This is a genomic window from Rhizobium sp. 862_C5_N1_2, from assembly GCF_051811205.1.
Classification (GTDB): domain Bacteria; phylum Pseudomonadota; class Alphaproteobacteria; order Rhizobiales; family Rhizobiaceae; genus Rhizobium; species Rhizobium leguminosarum.
Window position 1 is genome coordinate 1,478,999 of sequence record NZ_JBPWPT010000001.1, and the last position, 20,514, is coordinate 1,499,512.

33 protein-coding genes are annotated in these 20,514 nt (G+C 59.5%); 32 read left to right on the forward strand and 1 reads right to left on the reverse strand.

Annotated features, from left to right (window positions below):
* Window positions 1-68 precede the first annotated feature (68 nt).
* Window positions 69-362, reverse strand: a complete 294-nt coding sequence (locus ACD590_RS07435; protein ID WP_003547528.1) for a hypothetical protein — start codon at window positions 360-362, stop codon at window positions 69-71.
* Between the two features lie 495 nt (window positions 363-857).
* On the opposite strand from ACD590_RS07435, the gene rpsL reads away from it, so the two are divergent.
* From rpsL to ACD590_RS07595, 32 genes are all read left to right on the forward strand, one after another.
* A complete protein-coding gene (rpsL, locus tag ACD590_RS07440) occupies window positions 858-1,229 on the forward strand; it encodes a 30S ribosomal protein S12 (RefSeq protein ID WP_003547537.1) in 372 nt (123 codons plus the stop codon).
* 77 nt (window positions 1,230-1,306) lie between these two features.
* Window positions 1,307-1,777 carry a 30S ribosomal protein S7 gene (rpsG, locus tag ACD590_RS07445; protein WP_003547538.1) on the forward strand — a complete coding sequence of 157 codons (471 nt, stop codon included), beginning with the start codon at window positions 1,307-1,309 and terminating at the stop codon, window positions 1,775-1,777.
* 29 nt (window positions 1,778-1,806) lie between these two features.
* Window positions 1,807-3,906, forward strand: coding sequence for an elongation factor G (gene fusA, locus ACD590_RS07450; RefSeq protein ID WP_018241640.1), 2,100 nt, complete (start codon window positions 1,807-1,809; stop codon window positions 3,904-3,906).
* Window positions 3,907-3,974: 68 nt separating this feature from the next.
* Entirely contained in the window at window positions 3,975-5,150 is a 1,176-nt protein-coding gene (tuf, locus tag ACD590_RS07455) for an elongation factor Tu (RefSeq protein ID WP_018241634.1), read from the forward strand.
* A gap of 154 nt (window positions 5,151-5,304) precedes the next feature.
* Entirely contained in the window at window positions 5,305-5,613 is a 309-nt protein-coding gene (gene rpsJ, locus ACD590_RS07460) for a 30S ribosomal protein S10 (RefSeq protein ID WP_003547547.1), read from the forward strand.
* A 39-nt stretch (window positions 5,614-5,652) separates the two neighbouring features.
* Window positions 5,653-6,294 carry a 50S ribosomal protein L3 gene (gene rplC / locus ACD590_RS07465; RefSeq protein WP_439002370.1) on the forward strand — a complete coding sequence of 214 codons (642 nt, stop codon included), beginning with the start codon at window positions 5,653-5,655 and terminating at the stop codon, window positions 6,292-6,294.
* A gap of 13 nt (window positions 6,295-6,307) precedes the next feature.
* Window positions 6,308-6,928 (forward strand): 50S ribosomal protein L4, encoded by a 621-nt coding sequence (gene rplD / locus ACD590_RS07470; RefSeq protein ID WP_003573800.1) that lies wholly within the window; start codon window positions 6,308-6,310, stop codon window positions 6,926-6,928.
* A complete protein-coding gene (locus ACD590_RS07475) occupies window positions 6,925-7,218 on the forward strand; it encodes a 50S ribosomal protein L23 (protein ID WP_003547550.1) in 294 nt (97 codons plus the stop codon). The genes rplD and ACD590_RS07475 overlap by 4 nt, the downstream gene beginning before the upstream one ends.
* Before the next feature lie 11 nt (window positions 7,219-7,229).
* Window positions 7,230-8,066 (forward strand): 50S ribosomal protein L2, encoded by an 837-nt coding sequence (gene rplB / locus ACD590_RS07480; protein WP_018241641.1) that lies wholly within the window; start codon window positions 7,230-7,232, stop codon window positions 8,064-8,066.
* A gap of 15 nt (window positions 8,067-8,081) precedes the next feature.
* Window positions 8,082-8,360 carry a 30S ribosomal protein S19 gene (rpsS, locus tag ACD590_RS07485; RefSeq protein WP_003547552.1) on the forward strand — a complete coding sequence of 93 codons (279 nt, stop codon included), beginning with the start codon at window positions 8,082-8,084 and terminating at the stop codon, window positions 8,358-8,360.
* Window positions 8,361-8,362: 2 nt separating this feature from the next.
* Window positions 8,363-8,752, forward strand: a complete 390-nt coding sequence (gene rplV / locus ACD590_RS07490; protein ID WP_003547553.1) for a 50S ribosomal protein L22 — start codon at window positions 8,363-8,365, stop codon at window positions 8,750-8,752.
* Complete coding sequence (gene rpsC / locus ACD590_RS07495; protein ID WP_003547554.1) at window positions 8,752-9,483, forward strand: 30S ribosomal protein S3; 732 nt, start codon at window positions 8,752-8,754, stop codon at window positions 9,481-9,483. The genes rplV and rpsC overlap by 1 nt, the downstream gene beginning before the upstream one ends.
* A gap of 36 nt (window positions 9,484-9,519) precedes the next feature.
* Entirely contained in the window at window positions 9,520-9,933 is a 414-nt protein-coding gene (rplP, locus tag ACD590_RS07500; protein WP_003573792.1) for a 50S ribosomal protein L16, read from the forward strand.
* Between the two features lie 12 nt (window positions 9,934-9,945).
* Window positions 9,946-10,146 carry a 50S ribosomal protein L29 gene (rpmC, locus tag ACD590_RS07505; RefSeq protein WP_018241642.1) on the forward strand — a complete coding sequence of 67 codons (201 nt, stop codon included), beginning with the start codon at window positions 9,946-9,948 and terminating at the stop codon, window positions 10,144-10,146.
* A gap of 12 nt (window positions 10,147-10,158) precedes the next feature.
* Window positions 10,159-10,398 (forward strand): 30S ribosomal protein S17, encoded by a 240-nt coding sequence (gene rpsQ / locus ACD590_RS07510; RefSeq protein ID WP_003547557.1) that lies wholly within the window; start codon window positions 10,159-10,161, stop codon window positions 10,396-10,398.
* Between the two features lie 259 nt (window positions 10,399-10,657).
* Window positions 10,658-11,026, forward strand: a complete 369-nt coding sequence (rplN, locus tag ACD590_RS07515) for a 50S ribosomal protein L14 (RefSeq protein WP_003573790.1) — start codon at window positions 10,658-10,660, stop codon at window positions 11,024-11,026.
* 11 nt (window positions 11,027-11,037) lie between these two features.
* The gene (gene rplX, locus ACD590_RS07520; RefSeq protein WP_003547559.1) at window positions 11,038-11,346 is read left to right on the forward strand and encodes a 50S ribosomal protein L24; all 309 of its coding nucleotides are present in this window, start codon (window positions 11,038-11,040) and stop codon (window positions 11,344-11,346) included.
* On the forward strand, window positions 11,339-11,896 hold the full coding sequence (gene rplE / locus ACD590_RS07525; RefSeq protein ID WP_018067987.1) for a 50S ribosomal protein L5: 558 nt from the start codon (window positions 11,339-11,341) through the stop codon (window positions 11,894-11,896). Before rplX ends, rplE begins: the two co-directional genes overlap by 8 nt.
* Window positions 11,897-11,928: 32 nt before the next feature.
* Window positions 11,929-12,234 carry a 30S ribosomal protein S14 gene (rpsN, locus tag ACD590_RS07530; RefSeq protein ID WP_003547561.1) on the forward strand — a complete coding sequence of 102 codons (306 nt, stop codon included), beginning with the start codon at window positions 11,929-11,931 and terminating at the stop codon, window positions 12,232-12,234.
* A 12-nt stretch (window positions 12,235-12,246) separates the two neighbouring features.
* Complete coding sequence (gene rpsH / locus ACD590_RS07535; RefSeq protein WP_003547562.1) at window positions 12,247-12,645, forward strand: 30S ribosomal protein S8; 399 nt, start codon at window positions 12,247-12,249, stop codon at window positions 12,643-12,645.
* Window positions 12,646-12,687: 42 nt separating this feature from the next.
* Window positions 12,688-13,221: a 50S ribosomal protein L6 gene (gene rplF / locus ACD590_RS07540; RefSeq protein ID WP_017963907.1), complete on the forward strand. Its 534-nt coding sequence runs from the start codon at window positions 12,688-12,690 to the stop codon at window positions 13,219-13,221.
* A gap of 12 nt (window positions 13,222-13,233) precedes the next feature.
* The gene (gene rplR, locus ACD590_RS07545; RefSeq protein WP_018241643.1) at window positions 13,234-13,596 is read left to right on the forward strand and encodes a 50S ribosomal protein L18; all 363 of its coding nucleotides are present in this window, start codon (window positions 13,234-13,236) and stop codon (window positions 13,594-13,596) included.
* Window positions 13,597-13,726: 130 nt separating this feature from the next.
* Window positions 13,727-14,296, forward strand: a complete 570-nt coding sequence (gene rpsE, locus ACD590_RS07550; RefSeq protein WP_017963908.1) for a 30S ribosomal protein S5 — start codon at window positions 13,727-13,729, stop codon at window positions 14,294-14,296.
* 14 nt (window positions 14,297-14,310) lie between these two features.
* Window positions 14,311-14,520, forward strand: a complete 210-nt coding sequence (gene rpmD, locus ACD590_RS07555; protein WP_003547566.1) for a 50S ribosomal protein L30 — start codon at window positions 14,311-14,313, stop codon at window positions 14,518-14,520.
* 16 nt (window positions 14,521-14,536) lie between these two features.
* Complete coding sequence (gene rplO, locus ACD590_RS07560) at window positions 14,537-15,013, forward strand: 50S ribosomal protein L15 (RefSeq protein ID WP_003547567.1); 477 nt, start codon at window positions 14,537-14,539, stop codon at window positions 15,011-15,013.
* A gap of 235 nt (window positions 15,014-15,248) precedes the next feature.
* On the forward strand, window positions 15,249-16,589 hold the full coding sequence (secY, locus tag ACD590_RS07565) for a preprotein translocase subunit SecY (RefSeq protein WP_018447022.1): 1,341 nt from the start codon (window positions 15,249-15,251) through the stop codon (window positions 16,587-16,589).
* Window positions 16,586-17,236: an adenylate kinase gene (locus ACD590_RS07570; RefSeq protein WP_017963910.1), complete on the forward strand. Its 651-nt coding sequence runs from the start codon at window positions 16,586-16,588 to the stop codon at window positions 17,234-17,236. Before secY ends, ACD590_RS07570 begins: the two co-directional genes overlap by 4 nt.
* A gap of 222 nt (window positions 17,237-17,458) precedes the next feature.
* Window positions 17,459-17,827: a 30S ribosomal protein S13 gene (rpsM, locus tag ACD590_RS07575; RefSeq protein ID WP_003573772.1), complete on the forward strand. Its 369-nt coding sequence runs from the start codon at window positions 17,459-17,461 to the stop codon at window positions 17,825-17,827.
* A 133-nt stretch (window positions 17,828-17,960) separates the two neighbouring features.
* Entirely contained in the window at window positions 17,961-18,350 is a 390-nt protein-coding gene (gene rpsK, locus ACD590_RS07580; protein WP_003547577.1) for a 30S ribosomal protein S11, read from the forward strand.
* 97 nt (window positions 18,351-18,447) lie between these two features.
* Window positions 18,448-19,458: a DNA-directed RNA polymerase subunit alpha gene (locus ACD590_RS07585; RefSeq protein WP_003547579.1), complete on the forward strand. Its 1,011-nt coding sequence runs from the start codon at window positions 18,448-18,450 to the stop codon at window positions 19,456-19,458.
* Window positions 19,459-19,581: 123 nt separating this feature from the next.
* Window positions 19,582-20,004 (forward strand): 50S ribosomal protein L17, encoded by a 423-nt coding sequence (gene rplQ, locus ACD590_RS07590; RefSeq protein ID WP_003558556.1) that lies wholly within the window; start codon window positions 19,582-19,584, stop codon window positions 20,002-20,004.
* 83 nt (window positions 20,005-20,087) lie between these two features.
* A complete protein-coding gene (locus ACD590_RS07595) occupies window positions 20,088-20,507 on the forward strand; it encodes a DUF2809 domain-containing protein (RefSeq protein ID WP_115156939.1) in 420 nt (139 codons plus the stop codon).
* The last annotated feature ends 7 nt before the right edge of the window (window positions 20,508-20,514 follow it).

Below are 20,514 nucleotides of genomic sequence, written 5' to 3' on the forward strand. Positions count from 1 at the left end.
ACTGGTCTGGCGGGGAGGGAGGCGCTGCTTCGCTTAGGCTGCCTTGACAGCGTCAGCGGCGGCTCCTTTCAGTTGAACCGGATGATCGCGACTTCGCCTTCGACGGCGCCCTGATAGGCAGAGGCGTGCGGCTCTTCGGCCGGGACCTCGGTCAGCATGCCGATCTGGTCGAGATCGGCCTCGATGAAGCCTTCCTCGGCAAGGGCGTTCAAGGCCTCGCGTACGGCGGTGTCGTCGTCAGGCGCCTTCAGCATGATGTGCAGGTCGATGCCTTCGCTGGCGTCGGACTCGTAGCCCTTGCCGATAATGATGAAGATCATCGGGCCGTCGAAATTATTGTCGTTATCAGGTGTCGTGATCATCGCCTGTCCTTCGGCTCTTTGACGATTCGGTCGCTCGAATCCTGCTGTGAGGGCCGAACGCCGCAATTGCTGATTCCTTAACTGTTTTTGCTGCAATGCCCAAGTTTTTATCTTGGTGCATAGCCGTGAATTCGTCCAGAAGGATGAAACAGGGCGTTGGGCCGCCATATCAAGGCGATACGGCGAGTTTATTTCTTAACCGGCCTTGACGAGACGGGTGGAAACCAGTAGTACCCCGGCCATCAGATCCCATGTGAGGCTTGGCTGTTCGGGGCGACGCGCCCTGAAGTTCACCTCAAACAAGGTTCTAAACGCACGTTGAAGTCATGATGCTGCACGCACGACGCATGTTTTATGCGTCCTCTGCTCCTTGTGGTCCATCTGCGGAAGCGGATCGGGCCATATTTTGCGCATTGACGGAGAGTGCGTCACTGCCGGAGACGGCGCGAGTTCAAGCCCGCAAGGGTACTGAGATAAAACGTAAGGGATGGTTGAATGCCTACCGTAAACCAGCTGATCCGCAAGCCTCGCCAGGCGAACGTAAAGCGTAACAAGGTTCCCGCACTCCAGGAGAACCCGCAGAAGCGCGGCGTTTGCACGCGCGTCTACACGACGACGCCGAAGAAGCCGAACTCGGCTCTGCGTAAGGTCGCAAAGATCCGCCTGACCAACGGCTTCGAAGTCATTGGTTACATCCCCGGCGAAGGTCACAACCTTCAGGAACACTCCGTCGTCATGATCCGTGGCGGCCGCGTTAAGGACCTTCCGGGTGTCCGTTATCACATCATCCGCGGCGTTCTCGATACCCAGGGTGTCAAGAACCGTAAGCAGCGCCGCTCCAAGTACGGCGCGAAGCGTCCGAAGTAATTCGGCTTTTGAATAATCCGGCGCTGCGCGAGGTCCTCCGCGTCATGAAGCGCCTTAACGGTTGAAGAGACAAAACTATGTCCAGACGTCATAAAGCAGAAAAGCGCGAGATCAATCCGGACCCGAAGTTCGGTGATCTCGTCGTCACCAAATTCATGAATGCCATCATGCTCGACGGCAAGAAGTCCGTTGCTGAAAACATCGTCTACGGTGCGTTCGACGTTGTTCATGGCAAGTCCAAGCAGGAGCCTCTCACGGTTTTCCATTCTGCGCTTGAGAACATTGCCCCGCACGTTGAAGTTCGCTCGCGTCGTGTCGGTGGTGCGACCTATCAGGTCCCCGTCGATGTTCGTCCGGAGCGCCGCCAGGCTCTTGCTATTCGCTGGCTGATCGCTGCTGCCCGCAAGCGCAATGAAACGACTATGGTTGACCGCCTTTCCGGCGAACTGCTCGATGCGTCCAACAACCGCGGCTCCGCCGTTAAGAAGCGCGAAGACACGCACAAGATGGCTGACGCCAACCGCGCGTTCTCGCACTATCGCTGGTAATTCCGAACGGTATCGAAAGGCAGTCCACAATGGCTCGCGAATATAAGATCGAAGACTACCGTAATTTCGGTATCATGGCGCATATCGACGCCGGCAAGACCACGACCACCGAGCGTATTCTTTATTATACCGGCAAGTCGCACAAGATCGGCGAAGTCCACGACGGCGCAGCCACCATGGACTGGATGGAGCAGGAGCAGGAGCGTGGCATCACGATCACCTCTGCTGCCACCACGACCTTCTGGAAGGGCCGTGACGGCAAAATGCGCCGCTTCAACATCATCGACACTCCCGGCCACGTCGACTTCACCATTGAAGTCGAGCGTTCGCTGCGCGTTCTCGACGGCGCCATCGCGCTGCTCGACGCCAACGCCGGTGTTGAGCCGCAGACGGAAACCGTCTGGCGCCAGGCCGAAAAGTATAATGTTCCGCGGATGATCTTCTGCAACAAGATGGACAAGACCGGCGCGGACTTCTACCGCTCCGTCGAGATGATCAAGACCCGTCTCGGTGCTACGGCTGTCGTCATGCAGTTGCCGATTGGTGCAGAAACCGAATTCAAGGGCGTCATCGACCTGGTCGAGATGAACGCGCTCATCTGGCGCGACGAGTCGCTCGGCGCCCAGTGGGATGTCGTCGAGATCCCCGAGGACATGAAGGCCAAGGCTGAAGAATATCGCGAAAAGCTGATCGAGACGGTCGTCGACATCGACGAAGCCGCCACCGAAGCTTACCTCGAAGGCATTTTGCCCGACAACGAGCAGATCCGTGCACTGGTTCGCCGCGGCACGATCGACGTCAAGTTCCACCCGATGTTCTGCGGCACCGCCTTCAAGAACAAGGGCGTGCAGCCGCTGCTCGACGCCGTTGTCGACTACCTGCCGTCGCCAATGGACATCCCGGCGATCAAGGGCATCGACTTCAAGACGGAAGCTGAAATCGAGCGTCATGCCGATGACAGCGAGCCGCTCTCCATGCTCGCCTTCAAGATCATGAACGACCCCTTCGTTGGTTCGTTGACCTTCGCTCGCATCTACTCCGGCAAGCTTGAAAAGGGCGCGTCGGTCATCAACACGGTCAAGGACAAGCGCGAGCGCGTCGGCCGTATGCTGCAGATGCACTCCAACTCGCGTGAAGACATCGAAGAAGCCTTCGCAGGTGACATCGTCGCTCTCGCCGGCCTCAAGGAAACCACGACCGGCGACACGCTCTGCGATCCGCTGAAGCCGGTTATCCTCGAGCGCATGGAATTCCCGGAGCCGGTCATCCAGATCGCCATCGAGCCGAAGACCAAGGGCGACCAGGAAAAGATGGGCCTCGCGCTCAACCGCCTGGCTGCTGAAGATCCGTCCTTCCGCGTCAAGACCGACCAGGAATCCGGCCAGACCATCATCGCCGGCATGGGCGAACTGCATCTCGACATCATCGTCGACCGCATGCGTCGTGAATTCAAGGTCGAAGCAACTGTCGGCGCGCCGCAGGTTGCCTACCGCGAAACCATCACCCGGACGCATGAAGAAGACTACACGCACAAGAAGCAGTCCGGTGGTACCGGCCAGTTCGCGCGCGTCAAGATCGTCTTCGAACCGAACCCGGACGGCGACGAATTCAAGTTCGAGTCCAAGATCGTCGGCGGTTCCGTTCCGAAGGAATACATCCCCGGCGTCCAGAAGGGCATCGAAAGTGTTCTGTCTTCGGGTCCGCTCGCAGGCTTCCCGATGCTCGGCGTCAAGGCGACCCTCATCGATGGTGCCTTCCACGACGTCGACTCCTCGGTTCTCGCCTTCGAAATTGCATCGCGTGCCTGCTTCCGTGAAGCAGCCAAGAAGGCCGGCGCTCAGCTGCTCGAGCCGATGATGAAGGTCGAAGTCGTCACCCCGGAAGATTACGTCGGCGACGTTATCGGCGACCTGAACTCCCGTCGCGGTCAGATCCAGGGCCAGGAAAGCCGCGGTATCGCCGTCGTCATCAACGCGAACGTCCCGCTCGCGAACATGTTCAAGTACGTCGACAACCTGCGCTCCATGTCCCAGGGCCGCGCCCAGTACACGATGACCTTCGATCACTACTCGCCGGTCCCGTCGAACGTCGCAACTGAAATCCAGGCAAAGTATTCCGGTCAGAAGTGACCGGAATACCAATTGACCGATAACAAGAATTAGATCCCTTCGGGGACTAGCAAAATGGAGACCCGAAAATGGGAAAGAGTAAGTTTGAGCGCAACAAGCCGCACGTCAACATTGGCACGATTGGCCACGTTGACCACGGTAAGACGTCTCTGACGGCAGCGATCACGAAGTACTTCGGTGAGTACAAGGCGTACGATCAGATCGACGCGGCTCCGGAAGAAAAGGCCCGTGGCATCACCATCTCGACGGCGCACGTCGAGTATGAGACGCCGGCCCGCCACTACGCGCACGTCGACTGCCCCGGCCACGCCGACTACGTCAAGAACATGATCACCGGTGCTGCCCAGATGGACGGCGCGATCCTGGTGTGCTCGGCCGCTGACGGCCCGATGCCGCAGACGCGCGAACACATCCTGCTGGCCCGCCAGGTCGGCGTTCCGGCAATCGTTGTGTTCCTGAACAAGGTCGACCAGGTTGACGACGCCGAGCTTCTCGAACTGGTCGAGCTCGAAGTTCGCGAACTGCTGTCGTCCTACGACTTCCCGGGCGACGATATCCCGGTCGTCAAGGGTTCGGCACTTGCTGCTCTCGAAGATTCGGACAAGAAGATCGGCGAAGACGCGATCCGCGAACTGATGGCTGCTGTTGACGCCTACATCCCGACGCCTGAGCGTCCGATCGACCAGCCGTTCCTGATGCCGATCGAAGACGTGTTCTCGATCTCGGGCCGCGGCACGGTTGTGACCGGCCGCGTCGAGCGTGGCATTGTCAAGGTTGGCGAAGAAGTCGAGATCGTCGGCATCCGTCCGACCTCGAAGACGACGGTGACCGGCGTTGAAATGTTCCGCAAGCTGCTCGATCAGGGCCAGGCTGGCGACAACATCGGTGCGCTGATCCGCGGTGTGAACCGTGACGGCGTCGAGCGTGGCCAGATCCTGGCGAAGCCCGGCTCTGTCAAGCCGCACAAGAAGTTCATGGCAGAAGCCTACATCCTGACGAAGGAAGAGGGTGGCCGTCATACGCCGTTCTTCACCAACTACCGTCCGCAGTTCTACTTCCGCACGACCGACGTGACGGGCATTGTGACGCTGCCGGAAGGCACGGAGATGGTGATGCCGGGCGACAACGTCACGGTTGCCGTCGAGCTGATCGTTCCGATCGCGATGGAAGAAAAGCTGCGCTTCGCTATCCGCGAAGGCGGCCGCACCGTCGGCGCCGGCATCGTCGCGTCGATCGTCGAATAATTAGCGGCTGGGCCACCAGGCCCAAGGAAAGGATAGGGACGCCGATCTCGGTGTCCCTCTCGATCTTTGAAACCGGTGGCCCGCTAACGTAACTGAAGGTAAGTCGTGTCCCTAAGTGGTGACACGCGGATAACAGACACAAGGATAAAGTCGAATGAACGGCCAGAATATCCGCATCCGCCTGAAGGCGTTCGATCACCGGATTCTCGATGCCTCCACGCGCGAGATCGTATCGACGGCTAAGCGCACCGGTGCAAGCGTCCGGGGCCCCGTTCCGCTTCCGACCCGCATCGAGAAGTTTACGGTCAACCGGTCCCCGCACATCGACAAGAAGAGCCGCGAACAGTTCGAGATGCGCACGCATAAGCGCCTTCTCGATATCGTTGACCCGACCCCGCAGACGGTAGACGCGCTGATGAAGCTCGATCTCGCCGCCGGTGTCGATGTTGAGATCAAGCTCTGAGACCTCGGGTCTTCGGGCTGAGTGAGAAGGATTGAACCGATGCGTTCAGGTGTGATTGCACAGAAGGTGGGAATGACCCGCGTCTATAACGACGCCGGCGAGCATGTCCCGGTAACGGTACTGCGTATGGAAGGCTGCCAGGTCGTAGCCACGCGCACTGTCGAAAAGAATGGCTATACCGCAGTTCAGCTCGGTGCCGGCCAGGCGAAGGTGAAGAACACGTCGAAGGCGATGCGTGGCAACTTTGCCATTGCCAACGTCGAGCCGAAGGCCAAGATCACTGAATTCCGCGTGTCGGAAGATCAGCTGCTCGAGATCGGCACTGAGATCAAGGCGGGTCACTTTGCAGCCGGTCAGCTCGTCGACGTGACGGGCACGACGATCGGTAAGGGTTTTGCCGGCGCCATGAAGCGTCACGGTTTCGGCGGTCTGCGTGCCACGCACGGTGTGTCGGTGTCTCACCGCTCGCACGGTTCGACCGGCTCGCGCCAGGATCCGGGCAAGGTTTTCAAGAACAAGAAGATGGCTGGTCACATGGGCCAGACGCGCGTCACGACGCAGAACCTGGAAGTGGTTTCGACCGACGAAGATCGTGGTCTGATCCTGATCAAGGGTGCTGTTCCTGGTTCCAAGGGTGCTTGGATCATCGTGCGCGACGCCGTCAAGTCGGCCGCGAAGTAAGGGAGCCAGATCAATGGAATTCAACGTCAAGACCCTCGAGGGAAAAGACGCCGGGAAGGTTTCCCTTTCGGACGCGATTTTCGGCCTCGAGCCCCGTGAAGACATTCTCGCCCGCGTCATTCGCTGGCAGCTTGCCAAGAAGCAGCAGGGCACGCACAAGGCTAAGGGCCGCGCTGAAGTTTCGCGCACCGGCGCCAAGATGTACAAGCAGAAGGGTACGGGCCGCGCCCGCCACCATTCGGCTCGCGCTCCGCAGTTCCGCGGCGGCGGCAAGGCCCACGGCCCGGTCGTCCGCAGCCACGAGCACGATCTTCCGAAGAAGGTTCGTGCACTCGGCCTTCGCCACGCCCTTTCGGCCAAGATCAAGGCCGATGACGTCATCGTCATCGACAACCTGGTTGCCACCGAAGCCAAGACCAAGGCTCTCGCGTCCGTTTTCGAGACGCTCGGCCTGACCAACGCCCTCTTCATCGGCGGCGCAGAGCTTGACGGCAACTTCAAGCTCGCAGCTCAGAACATCCCGAACATCGATGTTCTGCCGATCCAGGGCATCAACGTTTACGACATCGTGCGCCGCGGCAAGCTCGTGCTTTCCAAGGCTGCGGTTGAAGCGCTAGAGGAGCGATTCAAGTGACCGATCTTCGCCACTACGATGTGATCGTCTCTCCGGCGATCACCGAAAAATCCACGCTGGTATCCGAAAACAACCAGGTTGTTTTCAATGTCGCCAAGCAGGCGACGAAGCCGGAAATCAAGGCTGCGGTCGAGGCGCTGTTCGGCGTCAAGGTCACGGCTGTCAACACTCTGCTGCGCAAGGGCAAGACCAAGCGGTTCCGCGGTTTCGTCGGCAAGCAGAAGGACGTGAAGAAGGCTGTTGTGACGCTGGCTGAAGGCCAGACGATCGACGTCTCCACCGGTCTCTGAGGTATAAGAAAATGGCATTGAAAACATTCAATCCGATCACCCCGAGCCAGCGCCAGCTGGTCATCGTCGACCGCTCGGCCCTCTACAAGGGCAAGCCGGTTAAGGCGTTGACGGAAGGTCTGACCAAGAGCGGCGGTCGTAACAACCTCGGTCGCATCACCGCCCGCTTCATCGGCGGCGGTCACAAGCGCACCTATCGTCTGATCGACTTCAAGCGTCGCAAGTTCGACATCGAAGGCACGGTCGAGCGTATCGAATACGATCCGAACCGCACGGCTTTCATCGCGCTGGTGAACTATGCTGACGGCGAAAAGGCTTATATCCTCGCTCCTCAGCGCCTGGCTGCCGGTGACAAGGTTATCGCTTCCGAGAAGGCTGTCGACGTCAAGCCCGGCAACACCATGCCGCTGCAGTTCATCCCGGTCGGCTCCATCATCCACAACGTGGAAATGAAGCCGGGCAAGGGTGGTCAGATCGCTCGCTCCGCCGGTGGCTACGCACAGCTCGTCGGCCGCGACCAGGGCATGGCGATCCTTCGCCTGAACTCCGGTGAACAGCGTCTCGTTCATGGCTCCTGCCTTGCTTCGATCGGCGCCGTCTCCAACCCTGACCACGCCAACATCAACGACGGCAAGGCCGGTCGTACCGTTTGGCGCGGCAAGCGTCCGCATAACCGCGGTGTTGTCATGAACCCGGTCGACCATCCGCACGGCGGTGGTGAAGGCCGCACTTCCGGTGGTCGCCATCCGGTGACACCGTGGGGCAAGCCGACCAAGGGCAAGCGCACGCGGTCGAACAAGTCGACCGACAAGATGATCATGCGCTCGCGTCATCAGCGTAAGAAGTAAGAGAGGAAGTCTCCAATGGCTCGTTCAGTATGGAAAGGTCCGTTCGTTGACGGCTATCTTCTCAAGAAGGCTGAGAAGGTTCGTGAAGGCGGTCGCAGTGAAGTGATCAAGATCTGGAGCCGTCGCTCCACGATCCTGCCGCAGTTCGTCGGTCTCACCTTCGGCGTCTACAACGGCAGCAAGCATATCCCGGTCAGCGTCAATGAAGACATGGTCGGCCACAAATTCGGTGAATTCTCTCCGACCCGCACCTACTACGGTCACGGCGCGGACAAGAAGGCGAAGAGGAAGTAACAATGGGCAAGGCAAAAGCCGAACGCCGGCTGAAGGACAACGAGGCGCAAGCAGTCGCCCGCACGCTCCGCGTCAGCCCCCAGAAGCTCAACCTGGTTGCTGCGGCTATCCGCGGCAAGAAGGTCGAGCGCGCACTCGCTGAGCTGGAGTTCTCCCGCAAGCGCATCGCAGGCGCCGTCAAGAAGACGCTCGAATCTGCGATCGCCAACGCCGAGAACAACCACGATCTCGACGTCGACTCGCTGGTTGTCGCCGAGGCCTATGTGGGCAAGTCGATCGTCATGAAGCGTTTCCACGCTCGTGGCCGCGGTCGTGCGTCGCGCATTGAAAAGCCCTTCGCGCACCTGACGATCGTCGTTCGTGAAGTGCAGGCAGCAGAGGAGGCCGCATAATGGGTCAGAAAATCAATCCAATCGGTTTCCGCCTCGGCATCAACCGTACCTGGGATAGCCGCTGGTTTGCGGACAATGCCGAGTACGGCCAGCTGCTGCACGAAGACCTGAAGATGCGCAAGTTCGTCATGAGCGAACTGAAGCAGGCCGGGATCTCCAAGGTGGTCATCGAGCGTCCGCACAAGAAGTGCCGCGTCACGATCCACTCGGCACGTCCGGGCCTGATCATCGGCCGCAAGGGCGCAGACATCGACAAGCTCCGCAAGAAGCTGTCGGAGATGACGAATTCGGAAACGCACCTCAACATCGTCGAAGTGCGCAAGCCCGAAGTCGATGCGACGCTGGTCGCTCAGTCGATCGCCCAGCAGCTCGAGCGTCGCGTCGCTTTCCGCCGCGCCATGAAGCGCGCCGTTCAGTCGGCGATGCGTCTTGGCGCCGAAGGCATCAAGATCACCTGCGCCGGCCGTCTCGGCGGTGCTGAAATCGCCCGTACGGAATGGTACCGCGAAGGTCGTGTGCCGTTGCACACGCTGCGCGCCGACATCGACTACGGCACGGCTGAAGCAGAAACCGCATTCGGCATCTGCGGCATCAAGGTCTGGATCTTCAAGGGCGAAATCCTTGAGCATGATCCGATGGCTTCCGAGCGCCGTGCGATGGAAGGTGACGCCCAGGGTCCGGCAAGCCGTGATCGTGACCGCGACAGAGACCGTCGCCGCGACAACGCTTGATAGCGCGCGTGGCAGAGAAGTTCGGAGAATAAGAAAATGTTGCAGCCAAAGCGTACCAAGTACCGCAAGCAGTTCAAGGGCCGCATCAAGGGCGTCGCCAAGGGCGGTTCTGACCTGGCATTCGGCGAATTCGGCCTGAAGGCACAGGAACCCAACCGCGTAAACGCGCGCGAGATCGAAGCGGCCCGCCGCGCGATCACGCGTTATATGAAGCGCGCCGGCCGTGTATGGATCCGCGTGTTCCCGGACGTTCCGGTAACCGCAAAGCCGACCGAAGTCCGTATGGGTAAGGGTAAGGGCTCCGTTGAATACTGGGCATGCAAGGTCAAGCCCGGCCGTATGATGTTCGAGATCGACGGTGTCAGCGAAGAAATCGCCCGTGAGGCGCTTCGCCTCGGCTCTGCCAAGCTCTCGGTCAAGACGCGCTTCGTTCAGCGCATTGCAGAGTAAGGGATTGAGCTCATGAAAGCCTCAGACGTTCGCGCGTTCAGCGCTGACCAACTCAAGGACGAGCTTGCCAAGCTGAAGAAAGAGCAGTTCAACCTGCGCTTTCAGAAGGCAACCGGCCAGCTCGAAAAGTCCTCGCGCATCAACGAAGTCCGTAAGGATATCGCCCGCGTGAAAACCATTGCCCGCCAGAAGGCGGCAGAAGTTAAGGCCTAAAGGAAGAAAAATATGCCGAAGCGCATCCTGCAGGGCGTCGTCGTTGGCGACAAGAACGAGAAGACGGTAGTGGTTCGTGTCGAGCGTCGTTTCGCTCACCCGCTGCTCCAGAAGACCGTTCGTCGTTCCAAGAAGTACAAGGCCCACGACGAGAACAACCAGTACAAGATCGGCGATACCGTATCCATCGAGGAATGCGCGCCGATTTCCAAGGACAAGCGCTGGACGGTGATTTCCGCCCAGGGCAAGTAACAGAATTTTGCGCGAGGCCTTGCGTCTCGCCGAAATATCTGTATGAAGCAGCGTCAGAACGCTCGAATGCCGGGCGTTCTTTTGCTTTGAGCGCACGGAAGGTCCCGTTCGGGAAACCACCCTGGCACGATCGATCCCGCGCTATTCAGCTATTGCCGCGTCTGTGCTGCCGTCATGGCAGCTCGGCCGGCGAAAATTTTCATAAGCCGGAGTAGGGGGCTAGCCCAACCATTCCGGTAAACCAAGAAGGCGACCTGATATGATTCAGATGCAAACAAACCTCGACGTCGCGGATAATTCCGGCGCACGTCGTGTCATGTGCATCAAGGTGCTGGGCGGCTCGAAGCGCAAGTATGCCTCGATCGGCGACGTCATCGTCGTTTCGATCAAGGAAGCGATCCCGCGCGGCCGTGTGAAGAAGGGTGACGTGATGAAGGCGGTTGTCGTTCGCACCGCTAAGGATATCCGTCGTCCGGATGGCTCCGTCATCCGCTTCGACACCAACGCAGCAGTCCTCATCGACAACAAGAAAGAGCCGATCGGCACCCGTATCTTCGGACCGGTTCCGCGCGAACTTCGCGCCAAGAACCACATGAAGATCATCTCGCTGGCTCCCGAAGTACTGTAAGGAGCGAAGCGATGCAGAAGATTCGTAAGGGCGACAAGGTCGTCATGCTCGCTGGCAAGGACAAGGGCCGTACCGGCGAAGTTGTTCAGGTCATGCCGAAGGAAGATCGTGCCGTTGTTCGTGGCGTCAACGTCGTCAAGCGCCACCAGCGCCAGACGCAGACCCAGGAAGCCGGCATCATCAACAAGGAAGCCCCGGTTCACCTGTCCAACGTTGCAATCATCGACAAGGACGGCAAGCCGACCCGCGTCGGTTTCAAGGTTGTTGACGGCAAGAAGGTCCGTGTGGCCAAGCGTTCTGGAGAAGTGATCGATGGCTGAGGCAAAATATGAGCCGCGGCTCAAGAAGGAATATGTCGAGCGCATCCGCAAGGCGATGCAGGAGCAGTTCTCCTACGCCAACGAGATGATGATCCCGAAGCTCGACAAGATCGTGATCAACATGGGTGTCGGCGAAGCGACCGCTGACTCGAAGAAGCCGACGGTAGCTGCCGCCGACCTCGCAGCGATCGCCGGCCAGAAGCCGGTCATCACCCGCGCACGTAACTCTATCGCAGGCTTCAAGGTCCGCGAACAGATGCCGATCGGCGCGAAGGTCACCCTGCGCGGCGCCCGCATGTACGAGTTCATGGACCGCCTCGTGAACATCGCGCTCCCGCGCGTTCGCGACTTCCGCGGCCTGAACCCGAAGAGCTTTGACGGCCGTGGCAACTTCGCCATGGGCATCAAGGAGCACATTGTGTTCCCTGAGATCAACTACGACAAGGTTGATCAGATGTGGGGCATGGACATCATCGTTTGCACGACGGCGACGACCGACGACGAAGCTCGGGCTCTTCTGAAAGAGTTCAGCTTCCCGTTCCGTCAATAACCGTAACGACGAGCGTAGAAAAGGAACCTGACATGGCGAAGACAAGCGCAGTTGAAAAGAACAAGCGCCGCCGTACTACGGTCGCCAACCAGGCCGCTAAGCGGGCTGGTTTGAAGGCGATCATCATGAACCAGGCTCTTCCGATCGAAGAGCGGTTCAAGGCCTCGATCAAGCTGGCATCCCTGCCGCGTGATGGATCGAAGACCCGTATTCGCAACCGTTGCGAAGTTTCGGGGCGTCCGCGCGCATATTACCGCAAACTGCGCATGTCGCGTATTGCGCTGCGTGAACTCGGCAATCTCGGCAAGGTGCCGGGTATCGTCAAGTCGAGCTGGTAAGGAGCAGGTTACATGACAATGACTGATCCGTTGGGCGATATGCTCACTCGCATCCGTAACGGCGCTTCCCGCCGCAAGTCGTCGGTCTCGACGCCTGCTTCGAAGCTCCGTGCACGTGTTCTCGATGTTCTGCAGTCCGAAGGCTACATCCGTGGCTATTCCGTTGTCGATTTCGGCAATGGCAAGTCGGAACTCAGCATCGAGCTGAAATATTATGAAGGCGCATCGGTGATCCGTGAGATCGGCCGTGTGTCCAAGCCGGGCCGCCGGGTTTATGTCTCGGTCAAGTCCATTCCGCAGGTCGCGAACGGTCTCGGCATCACCATCCTTTCGACTCCGAAGGGTGTGATGGCCGATCACCAGGCTCGCGAACAGAACGTTGGTGGCGAGGTTCTTTGCTCGGTCTTCTAAGATCGGGCAGGGGTCTCCATAGCGAACAGACAGGATTGAAACATGTCTCGTATCGGTAAAAAGCCCGTTCAGGTGCCTGCTGGGATCACGGCTACGGTCGATGGCCAGAAGGTGACTGCAAAGGGCCCGAAGGGCGAGCTGTTTTTCGTTGCTAACGACGAAATCAGCCTCAAGCTTGAAAATAACGCCGTCGTCGTGACGCCGGTGAACCAGACCAAGGATGCGCGCGCAAAGTGGGGCATGTCCCGCACGATGATCGAAGGCATCTTCAAGGGCGTCAAGGACGGTTTCGAGCGCAAGCTTGAAATCAACGGTGTCGGTTACCGCGCCGCCATGCAGGGCAAGAACCTGCAGCTGGCTCTCGGTTTCAGCCACGACGTGATCTACGAGCCGCCGGTCGGTATCTCGATCGTTGTTCCGAAGCCGACGGAAATCGTCGTCAGCGGCATCAACAAGCAGCAGGTCGGTCAGGTTGCCGCCGAAATCCGCGAATACCGCGGTCCCGAGCCTTACAAGGGCAAGGGCGTCAAGTACGCTGACGAGCGGATCGTCCGCAAAGAAGGCAAGAAGAAGTAAGGATCACGCGAAATGGCTAGCAGGAAAGAAGCACTTGCACGTCGTGCCAACCGCGTGCGCCGTCATCTCAAGTCGGTGGCCAATGGCCGTCCGCGCCTGTCGGTTCATCGCTCCTCGAAGAACATCTACGCCCAGGTCATCGATGATGTGGCCGGCAAGACGCTTGCGTCTGCCTCCACTCTCGAGAAGGATCTGCGCGGTTCTCTGAAGACCGGTGCCGATACCGCCGCCGCTGCCGTTGTGGGCAAGCTCCTCGCAGAGCGCGCCTCCAAGGCCGGTGTTACGGAAGTCGTGTTCGACCGTGGCGCCTTCATCTATCACGGCCGCATCAAGGCTCTCGCCGAAGCGGCCCGCGAAGGCGGTCTCACCTTCTGATCAGTTTCCGGCCGGACGCTCAAGCGCCGGCCGGATTTTCGCCGGACCGCAGGCACTCTCCGAAAGGGGAGGCTGATGCGGTCCACATTTGTTTGCCGATTGCACCCGGAAAAGAAAAAGGAAGAGGACAATGGCACAGGAAAGAAGGCCGCAGCGGGACGACCGCCAGAGCCGTGAAGAGCGCGATAGCGAATTCGTCGACAAGCTTGTCGCGATCAACCGCGTCGCCAAGGTCGTCAAGGGCGGCCGTCGTTTCGGTTTCGCAGCACTCGTCGTCGTTGGCGACCAGAAGGGCCGCGTCGGCTTCGGCCATGGCAAGGCACGTGAAGTGCCGGAAGCCATCCGCAAGGCAACCGAAGCCGCCAAGCGCGAGCTGATCTTCGTACCGCTGCGTGACGGTCGTACGCTGCATCACGATGTTCATGGCCGCCACGGCGCCGGCAAGGTTCTGCTGCGCTCGGCCAAGGTCGGTACCGGCATCATCGCCGGCGGTCCGATGCGCGCCGTATTCGAAACACTCGGTATGCACGACGTCGTCGCCAAGTCGACCGGTTCGTCGAACCCCTACAACATGGTTCGCGCCACCTTCGACGCTCTGAAGCACCAGGTTCACCCGAAGGACATCGCAGCTCAGCGCGGCATCAAGTATGCAACGCTGCAGGCTCGTCGTGGCGCCTCCGGCAACGCCTCTGAAGAATAAGAGGAGTTTGACAGATGGCCAAGGCTACCAAGAAGGCTGAAGCGAAGACTGTCACGATCGAACAGATCGGCAGCCCGATCCGCCGTCCGGACGTCCAGCAGCGCACGCTGATCGGTCTCGGACTGAACAAGATGCACCGTCGCCGCACGCTGGAGGATACTCCTTCGGTTCGTGGCATGATCCGTGCTGTCCAGCATCTCGTTCGCGTCGTCGACGAGAAGTGAGACGGAGGAAACGCTCATGAAACTCAATGAAATCAAGGACAACGAAGGCTCGACCCACAGCCGCAAGCGCCTCGGCCGCGGTATCGGTTCGGGCTCGGGCAAGACAGGTGGTCGCGGCGTAAAGGGTCAGAAGTCCCGTTCGGGCGTCGCCATCAATGGCTTCGAAGGCGGCCAGATGCCGATCTATCGTCGCCTGCCGAAGCGCGGCTTCAACAACATTTTCGCTTCCGATTTTGTTGTCGTGTCGCTGGCCCGTATTCAGACGGCGATCGACGCCGGCAAGCTCGATGCCAAGACGACCGTTGACGCAGCTGCCCTCAAGGCTGCTGGTGTCATCCGCCGCGTCAAGGATGGCGTTCGCGTTCTCGCCGACGGCGAGATCAAGGCCAAGATCACCATCGTCGTTGCAGGCGCCTCCAAGCCTGCCGTCGAGAAGATCGAAAAGGCCGGCGGCACCGTGACGCTGCTTTCGGCTCCGGCTGCAGCCGAATAAATAATCTGATGATATATCGCCCGGGGTGCTTCACACCGGGCGATTTTGCTCCCATATGTGGGCCTCACAAAAACTTGGCTGGCGCGCCCGCGTCATGCCGGTAAGACTCGAAAACAAGGGTGAGGCAAGGGGTTGCGCCGCAATCCGTCCTGAACCCGGTTTTGAATAATTTCATACTGATTCCGGGTCCGGTCTGTCCCCCAGAGACGCCGGAATTGGTAGCGCGGAGAAACGCATGGCTTCTGCAGCGGAACAATTGGCATCCAACCTCAATTTTTCGACCTTCGCCAAAGCCGAGGATTTGAAGAAGCGCCTGTGGTTCACACTGGCAGCTCTCCTCGTCTACCGACTCGGCACGCATATTCCGCTTCCGGGTCTCAATCCCGAAGCCTATGCCCAGGCTTTCCGCGGCCAGTCAGGCGGCATTCTCGGCCTTTTCAACATGTTCTCGGGCGGCGCTGTTCAGCGCATGGCGATCTTCGCGCTCGGCATCATGCCCTATATCTCCGCTTCGATCATCGTGCAGCTCATGACCTCGGTCGTGCCGGCGCTCGAAAACCTCAAGAAGGAAGGCGAGCAGGGCCGTAAGATCATCAACCAGTATACCCGCTATGGCACCGTCATCCTCGGTGCGCTCCAGGCCTATGGCATTGCCGCCGGCCTTGAAAGCGGCCAGGGCCTCGTCGTCGAGCCAGGCTGGTTCTTCCGTGTTTCCACCGTTCTGACGCTGCTCGGCGGCACGATGTTCCTGATGTGGCTCGGCGAGCAGATTACCTCGCGCGGCATCGGCAACGGCATCTCGCTGATCATTTTCGCCGGCATCGCCGCCGGCCTTCCCACTGCTCTTGCCGGCACGCTCGAACTCGGCCGCACCGGTGCGCTGTCGACCTTCCTCATCCTGCTCGTCATTGTCGTCGCGATCGCCGTCATCGGCATCATCGTCTTCGTCGAACGCGCCCAGCGCCGGCTGCTGATTCAGTATCCGAAGCGTCAGGTTGGCAATCGGATGTTCCAGGGCGATACCTCGCACCTGCCGCTGAAGCTCAACACTTCAGGTGTCATTCCGGCGATCTTCGCGTCGTCTCTGCTGCTGCTGCCGGCAACGGTCGCGGGTTTCGCCAATACCACGGCAATGCCTTCCTGGGCGACATCGATCGTCGCGGCCCTCGGTCATGGCCAGCCGCTCTACATGGTGCTGTACGGCGCGCTGATCGCCTTCTTCGCCTTCTTCTATACGGCTATCGTCTTCAATCCGAAGGACACGGCCGACAATTTGAAGAAGCATGGCGGCTTCATTCCCGGCATCCGCCCGGGCGAGCGCACTGCCGAATATATCGACTACGTGCTGACCCGCATCACGGTGATCGGCGCGATCTATCTCGTCTTCGTCTGCATTCTCCCAGAGATTCTGGTGTCGCAAACCGGCATTCCATTAGCCCTTGGTGGGACTTCGCTTTTGATCGTGGTTAGCGTAACTCTTGATACGGTTGCACAGATCCAGGGTCACCTGATCGCGCAGCAATACGAAGGCCTGATCAAGAAATCGAAGTTGCGTGGAGGAAAGAGGGGGCGATGAGACTTATCCTTTTGGGGCCGCCGGGCGCGGGTAAGGGAACCCAGGCCCAGCGGATCGTGGAAAAGCACGGCATTCCGCAGCTTTCCACGGGGGACATGCTGCGTGCAGCGGTTAACGCCGGCACGGATGTCGGCAAGCGCGCGAAGGCGGTTATGGACGCCGGCAAGCTCGTCTCAGATGAGATCGTCATTGCCATCGTTTCCGAGCGAATCGATCAACCCGATTGCGCCAACGGCTTCATTCTCGACGGCTTCCCCAGGACGCTCGTCCAGGCTGATGCCACCGAGGCGATGCTGAAGGCAAAGGGTCTCGGCCTCTCCGTTGTCATTGAATTCCGTGTCGATGATGACGAATTGATCCGACGTGTTGCCGGTCGCTACTCCTGTGCACAGTGTGGCAGCGTCTATCACGATACCGATAAGGTTCCGGCTGCTGAGGGCGTGTGCGACAAGTGCGGTTCGACGCACTTCAAGCGCCGTCCCGATGACACCCCGGAGACCATGACGGCTCGGCTGCAGGTCTACTACAAGGAAACCTCGCCGCTGATCGGTTATTACCATGCCAAGGGCAAGCTCAAGTCCGTGGACGGCATGGCAGAGATCGATCAGGTGACGGCCGAGGTCGAAAGCATTCTTTCCAAGCTTTAAGGCTTTGAAAATAAACTTGGCGGAACGGTTGCTTTTCAGCAGTGATTCCGCTAAACACCGCGCCAACTCGCGACATTCCATGCGATCGGCGCGGATTTCCCAGGGAAGTCCGGGTGCGGTCGTTTTGACATGTTACGGACGTAAATCTGAACGGGCGGTTCTCAAGAGCCGCATAACGAAGCCCACTTGCCGGATGGCAACTGGAATGCAAGGAGAACAGGCGTGGCACGTATCGCTGGCGTCAACATCCCGACTGCGAAGCGCGTTGTTATCGCGCTGACCTACATTCACGGGATCGGTCCGAAATTCGCACAGGAAATCGTCGAAAAGGTCGGTATCCCGGCCGAACGTCGTGTGCATCAGCTGACGGACGCAGAAGTCCTTCAGATCCGCGAAGCCATCGATCGCGACTATCAGGTGGAAGGCGATCTTCGTCGTGATACCGCGATGAACATCAAGCGTCTGATGGACCTCGGCTGCTACCGTGGCCTGCGTCATCGCCGCGGCCTTCCGGTTCGCGGTCAGCGCACGCACACAAATGCCCGCACCCGCAAGGGTCCGGCAAAGGCAATCGCTGGCAAGAAGAAGTAATTTCCGGGAAACCGGGGTGGGGAGGCTGGCGGTCTGCGCCGGCCTCTTTTGAGTTTGGAGCGGGACCATATAGGCGCCGTTCCGGTGTAGCCGCTGGCATTACGGCGGTGAAGAGATCAACGAAAGGAATACCATGGCTAAGGAAGCCGTCCGCGTTCGCCGTCGCGAGCGCAAGAACATCTCGTCGGGTGTCGCTCACGTCAACTCGACCTTCAACAACACGATGATCACCATCACCGACGCGCAGGGCAATGCGATCGCCTGGTCGTCGGCTGGCGCCAAGGGCTTCAAGGGCTCGCGCAAGTCGACCCCGTTCGCCGCCCAGATCGCTGCCGAAGACTGCGCCAAGAAGGCCCAGGAGCACGGCATGAAGTCGCTGGAAGTCGAAGTTTGCGGTCCGGGTTCGGGTCGTGAATCGGCTCTGCGCGCGCTCCAGGCTGCAGGTTTCATGATCACGTCCATCCGCGACGTGACCCCGATCCCGCACAATGGCTGCCGTCCGCGCAAGAAGCGCCGCGTCTGATCATCGCTCTCGTCACCGGTGAGCGCCTTCGCGCTCCCGGTGGTTTTCAAGCTCGGTTGTCACGATTGGATGGTGGCAACGAACGGAAGGCAAACTCATGATTCAGAAGAACTGGCAGGAACTGATCAAGCCGAACAAGGTGGAGTTCTCTTCGAGCTCGCGCACCAGGGCGACGCTTGTTGCCGAACCGCTGGAGCGCGGCTTCGGCCTCACGCTCGGCAACGCGCTTCGCCGCGTTCTGCTCTCCTCGCTGCGCGGTGCTGCCGTCACGGCGGTGCAGATCGATGGCGTGCTGCATGAATTCTCCTCGATCCCGGGCGTCCGCGAAGACGTGACGGACATCGTGCTCAACATCAAGGAAATCGCCATCAAGATGGATGGCGATGATGCAAAGCGCATGGTCGTGCGCAAGCAGGGCCCGGGCGTTGTCACGGCTGGCGACATTCAGACGGTCGGCGATATCGAAATCCTCAACCCCGAGCATGTCATCTGCACGCTCGACGAGGGCGCCGAGATCCGCATGGAGTTCACCGTCAACAACGGCAAGGGCTACGTTCCGGCCGAACGCAATCGTGCGGAAGATGCTCCGATCGGTCTCATCCCGGTCGACAGCCTCTATTCGCCGGTCAAGAAGGTGTCCTACAAGGTTGAAAATACCCGTGAAGGACAGGTTCTCGACTACGACAAGCTGAACATGACCATCGAAACCGATGGCTCGATCACCGGCGAAGACGCGGTCGCTTTTGCGGCGCGCATCCTCCAGGATCAGCTTGGCGTCTTCGTCAACTTCGACGAGCCGCAGAAGGAAACCGAAGAGGAAGCAGTCACCGAACTCGCTTTCAACCCGGCTCTCCTGAAGAAGGTGGACGAACTCGAACTGTCGGTCCGTTCGGCAAACTGCCTGAAGAACGACAACATCGTCTACATCGGCGACCTCATTCAGAAGACCGAAGCAGAAATGCTCCGCACACCGAATTTTGGTCGCAAGTCGCTGAACGAAATCAAGGAAGTTCTCGCTTCCATGGGCCTGCACCTCGGCATGGAAGTGCCGGCATGGCCGCCCGAGAACATCGAAGATCTCGCCAAGCGTTACGAAGACCAATACTGAGAAAACAAAAGGCAGGCTCTTTCGGCTGCCTTTCCCCGTCAAACAGCAGGCCGATCGCCTGCATGTGCCAGGAAACGGCAGGCCCACTTAGCGTAAGGGCACCTGCATTAAAGGAGAATAGCAATGCGCCATGGTAAAGCCGGCCGCAAGCTGAATAGAACTGCAAGCCACCGCAAGGCGATGTTCGCCAACATGGCGGCTTCGCTGATTACCCACGAGCAGATCGTCACGACCCTGCCGAAGGCCAAGGAAATCCGCCCGATCGTCGAGAAGCTCGTCACGCTCGGCAAGCGCGGCGACCTGCACGCTCGCCGTCAGGCGATCTCGCAGATCCGCGATGCCGCTGTCGTCTCGAAGTTGTTCGACACGATCGCAACGCGCTACGCCACCCGCAACGGCGGCTACCTGCGCATTATGAAGGCCGGCTTCCGCCAGGGCGACAATGCCGCCATGGCTGTGATCGAATTCGTGGATCGCGATGCCTATGCCAAGGGCGCAGCCGACAAGGCCCGCGTCGCTGCCGAAGAGCAGGCTGTCGCCGCTTAATCTTCCGCTCCGGCGGAAACAGAACAGCCGGGCTGGAAAGCCCGGCTGTTTTTGTTTCTGATATAGTGACGAGACCGGCTCCATTGCGCAAAATCATTCAGATTCGCTCTCCGCAGTTCCTTCGTCTGGCCGCCCTGTTTCTTGTCATCGTTCTCGGGCTGGTGCTCCGCAGGTTTGGCTATGCGGTCGATCTGCCTTTTATCGTCGTCAAATATGGCGGATCGGCACTCTGGGGAGCGATGGTCTATCTGCTCGTGGCGCTCTTTGTCACAAGTTCACGGCCGGCAGTAATTTCTGTCACAGCGCTGTTCATAGCGATCTCAGTGGAATTGTTCCGGCTTTATCACACGCCCTGGCTCGACGCGTTTCGGCTGACCACGGCAGGCGCGTTGTTGCTTGGCCGGGTATTTTCGCTTTGGAACATGCTGGCTTATGCCATCGGCATAGCCGCGGCCTGCGCCTTCGATCCCGCACGTCGGGCTGCGACGCATCCTCGCGGGTAAGTCTGCA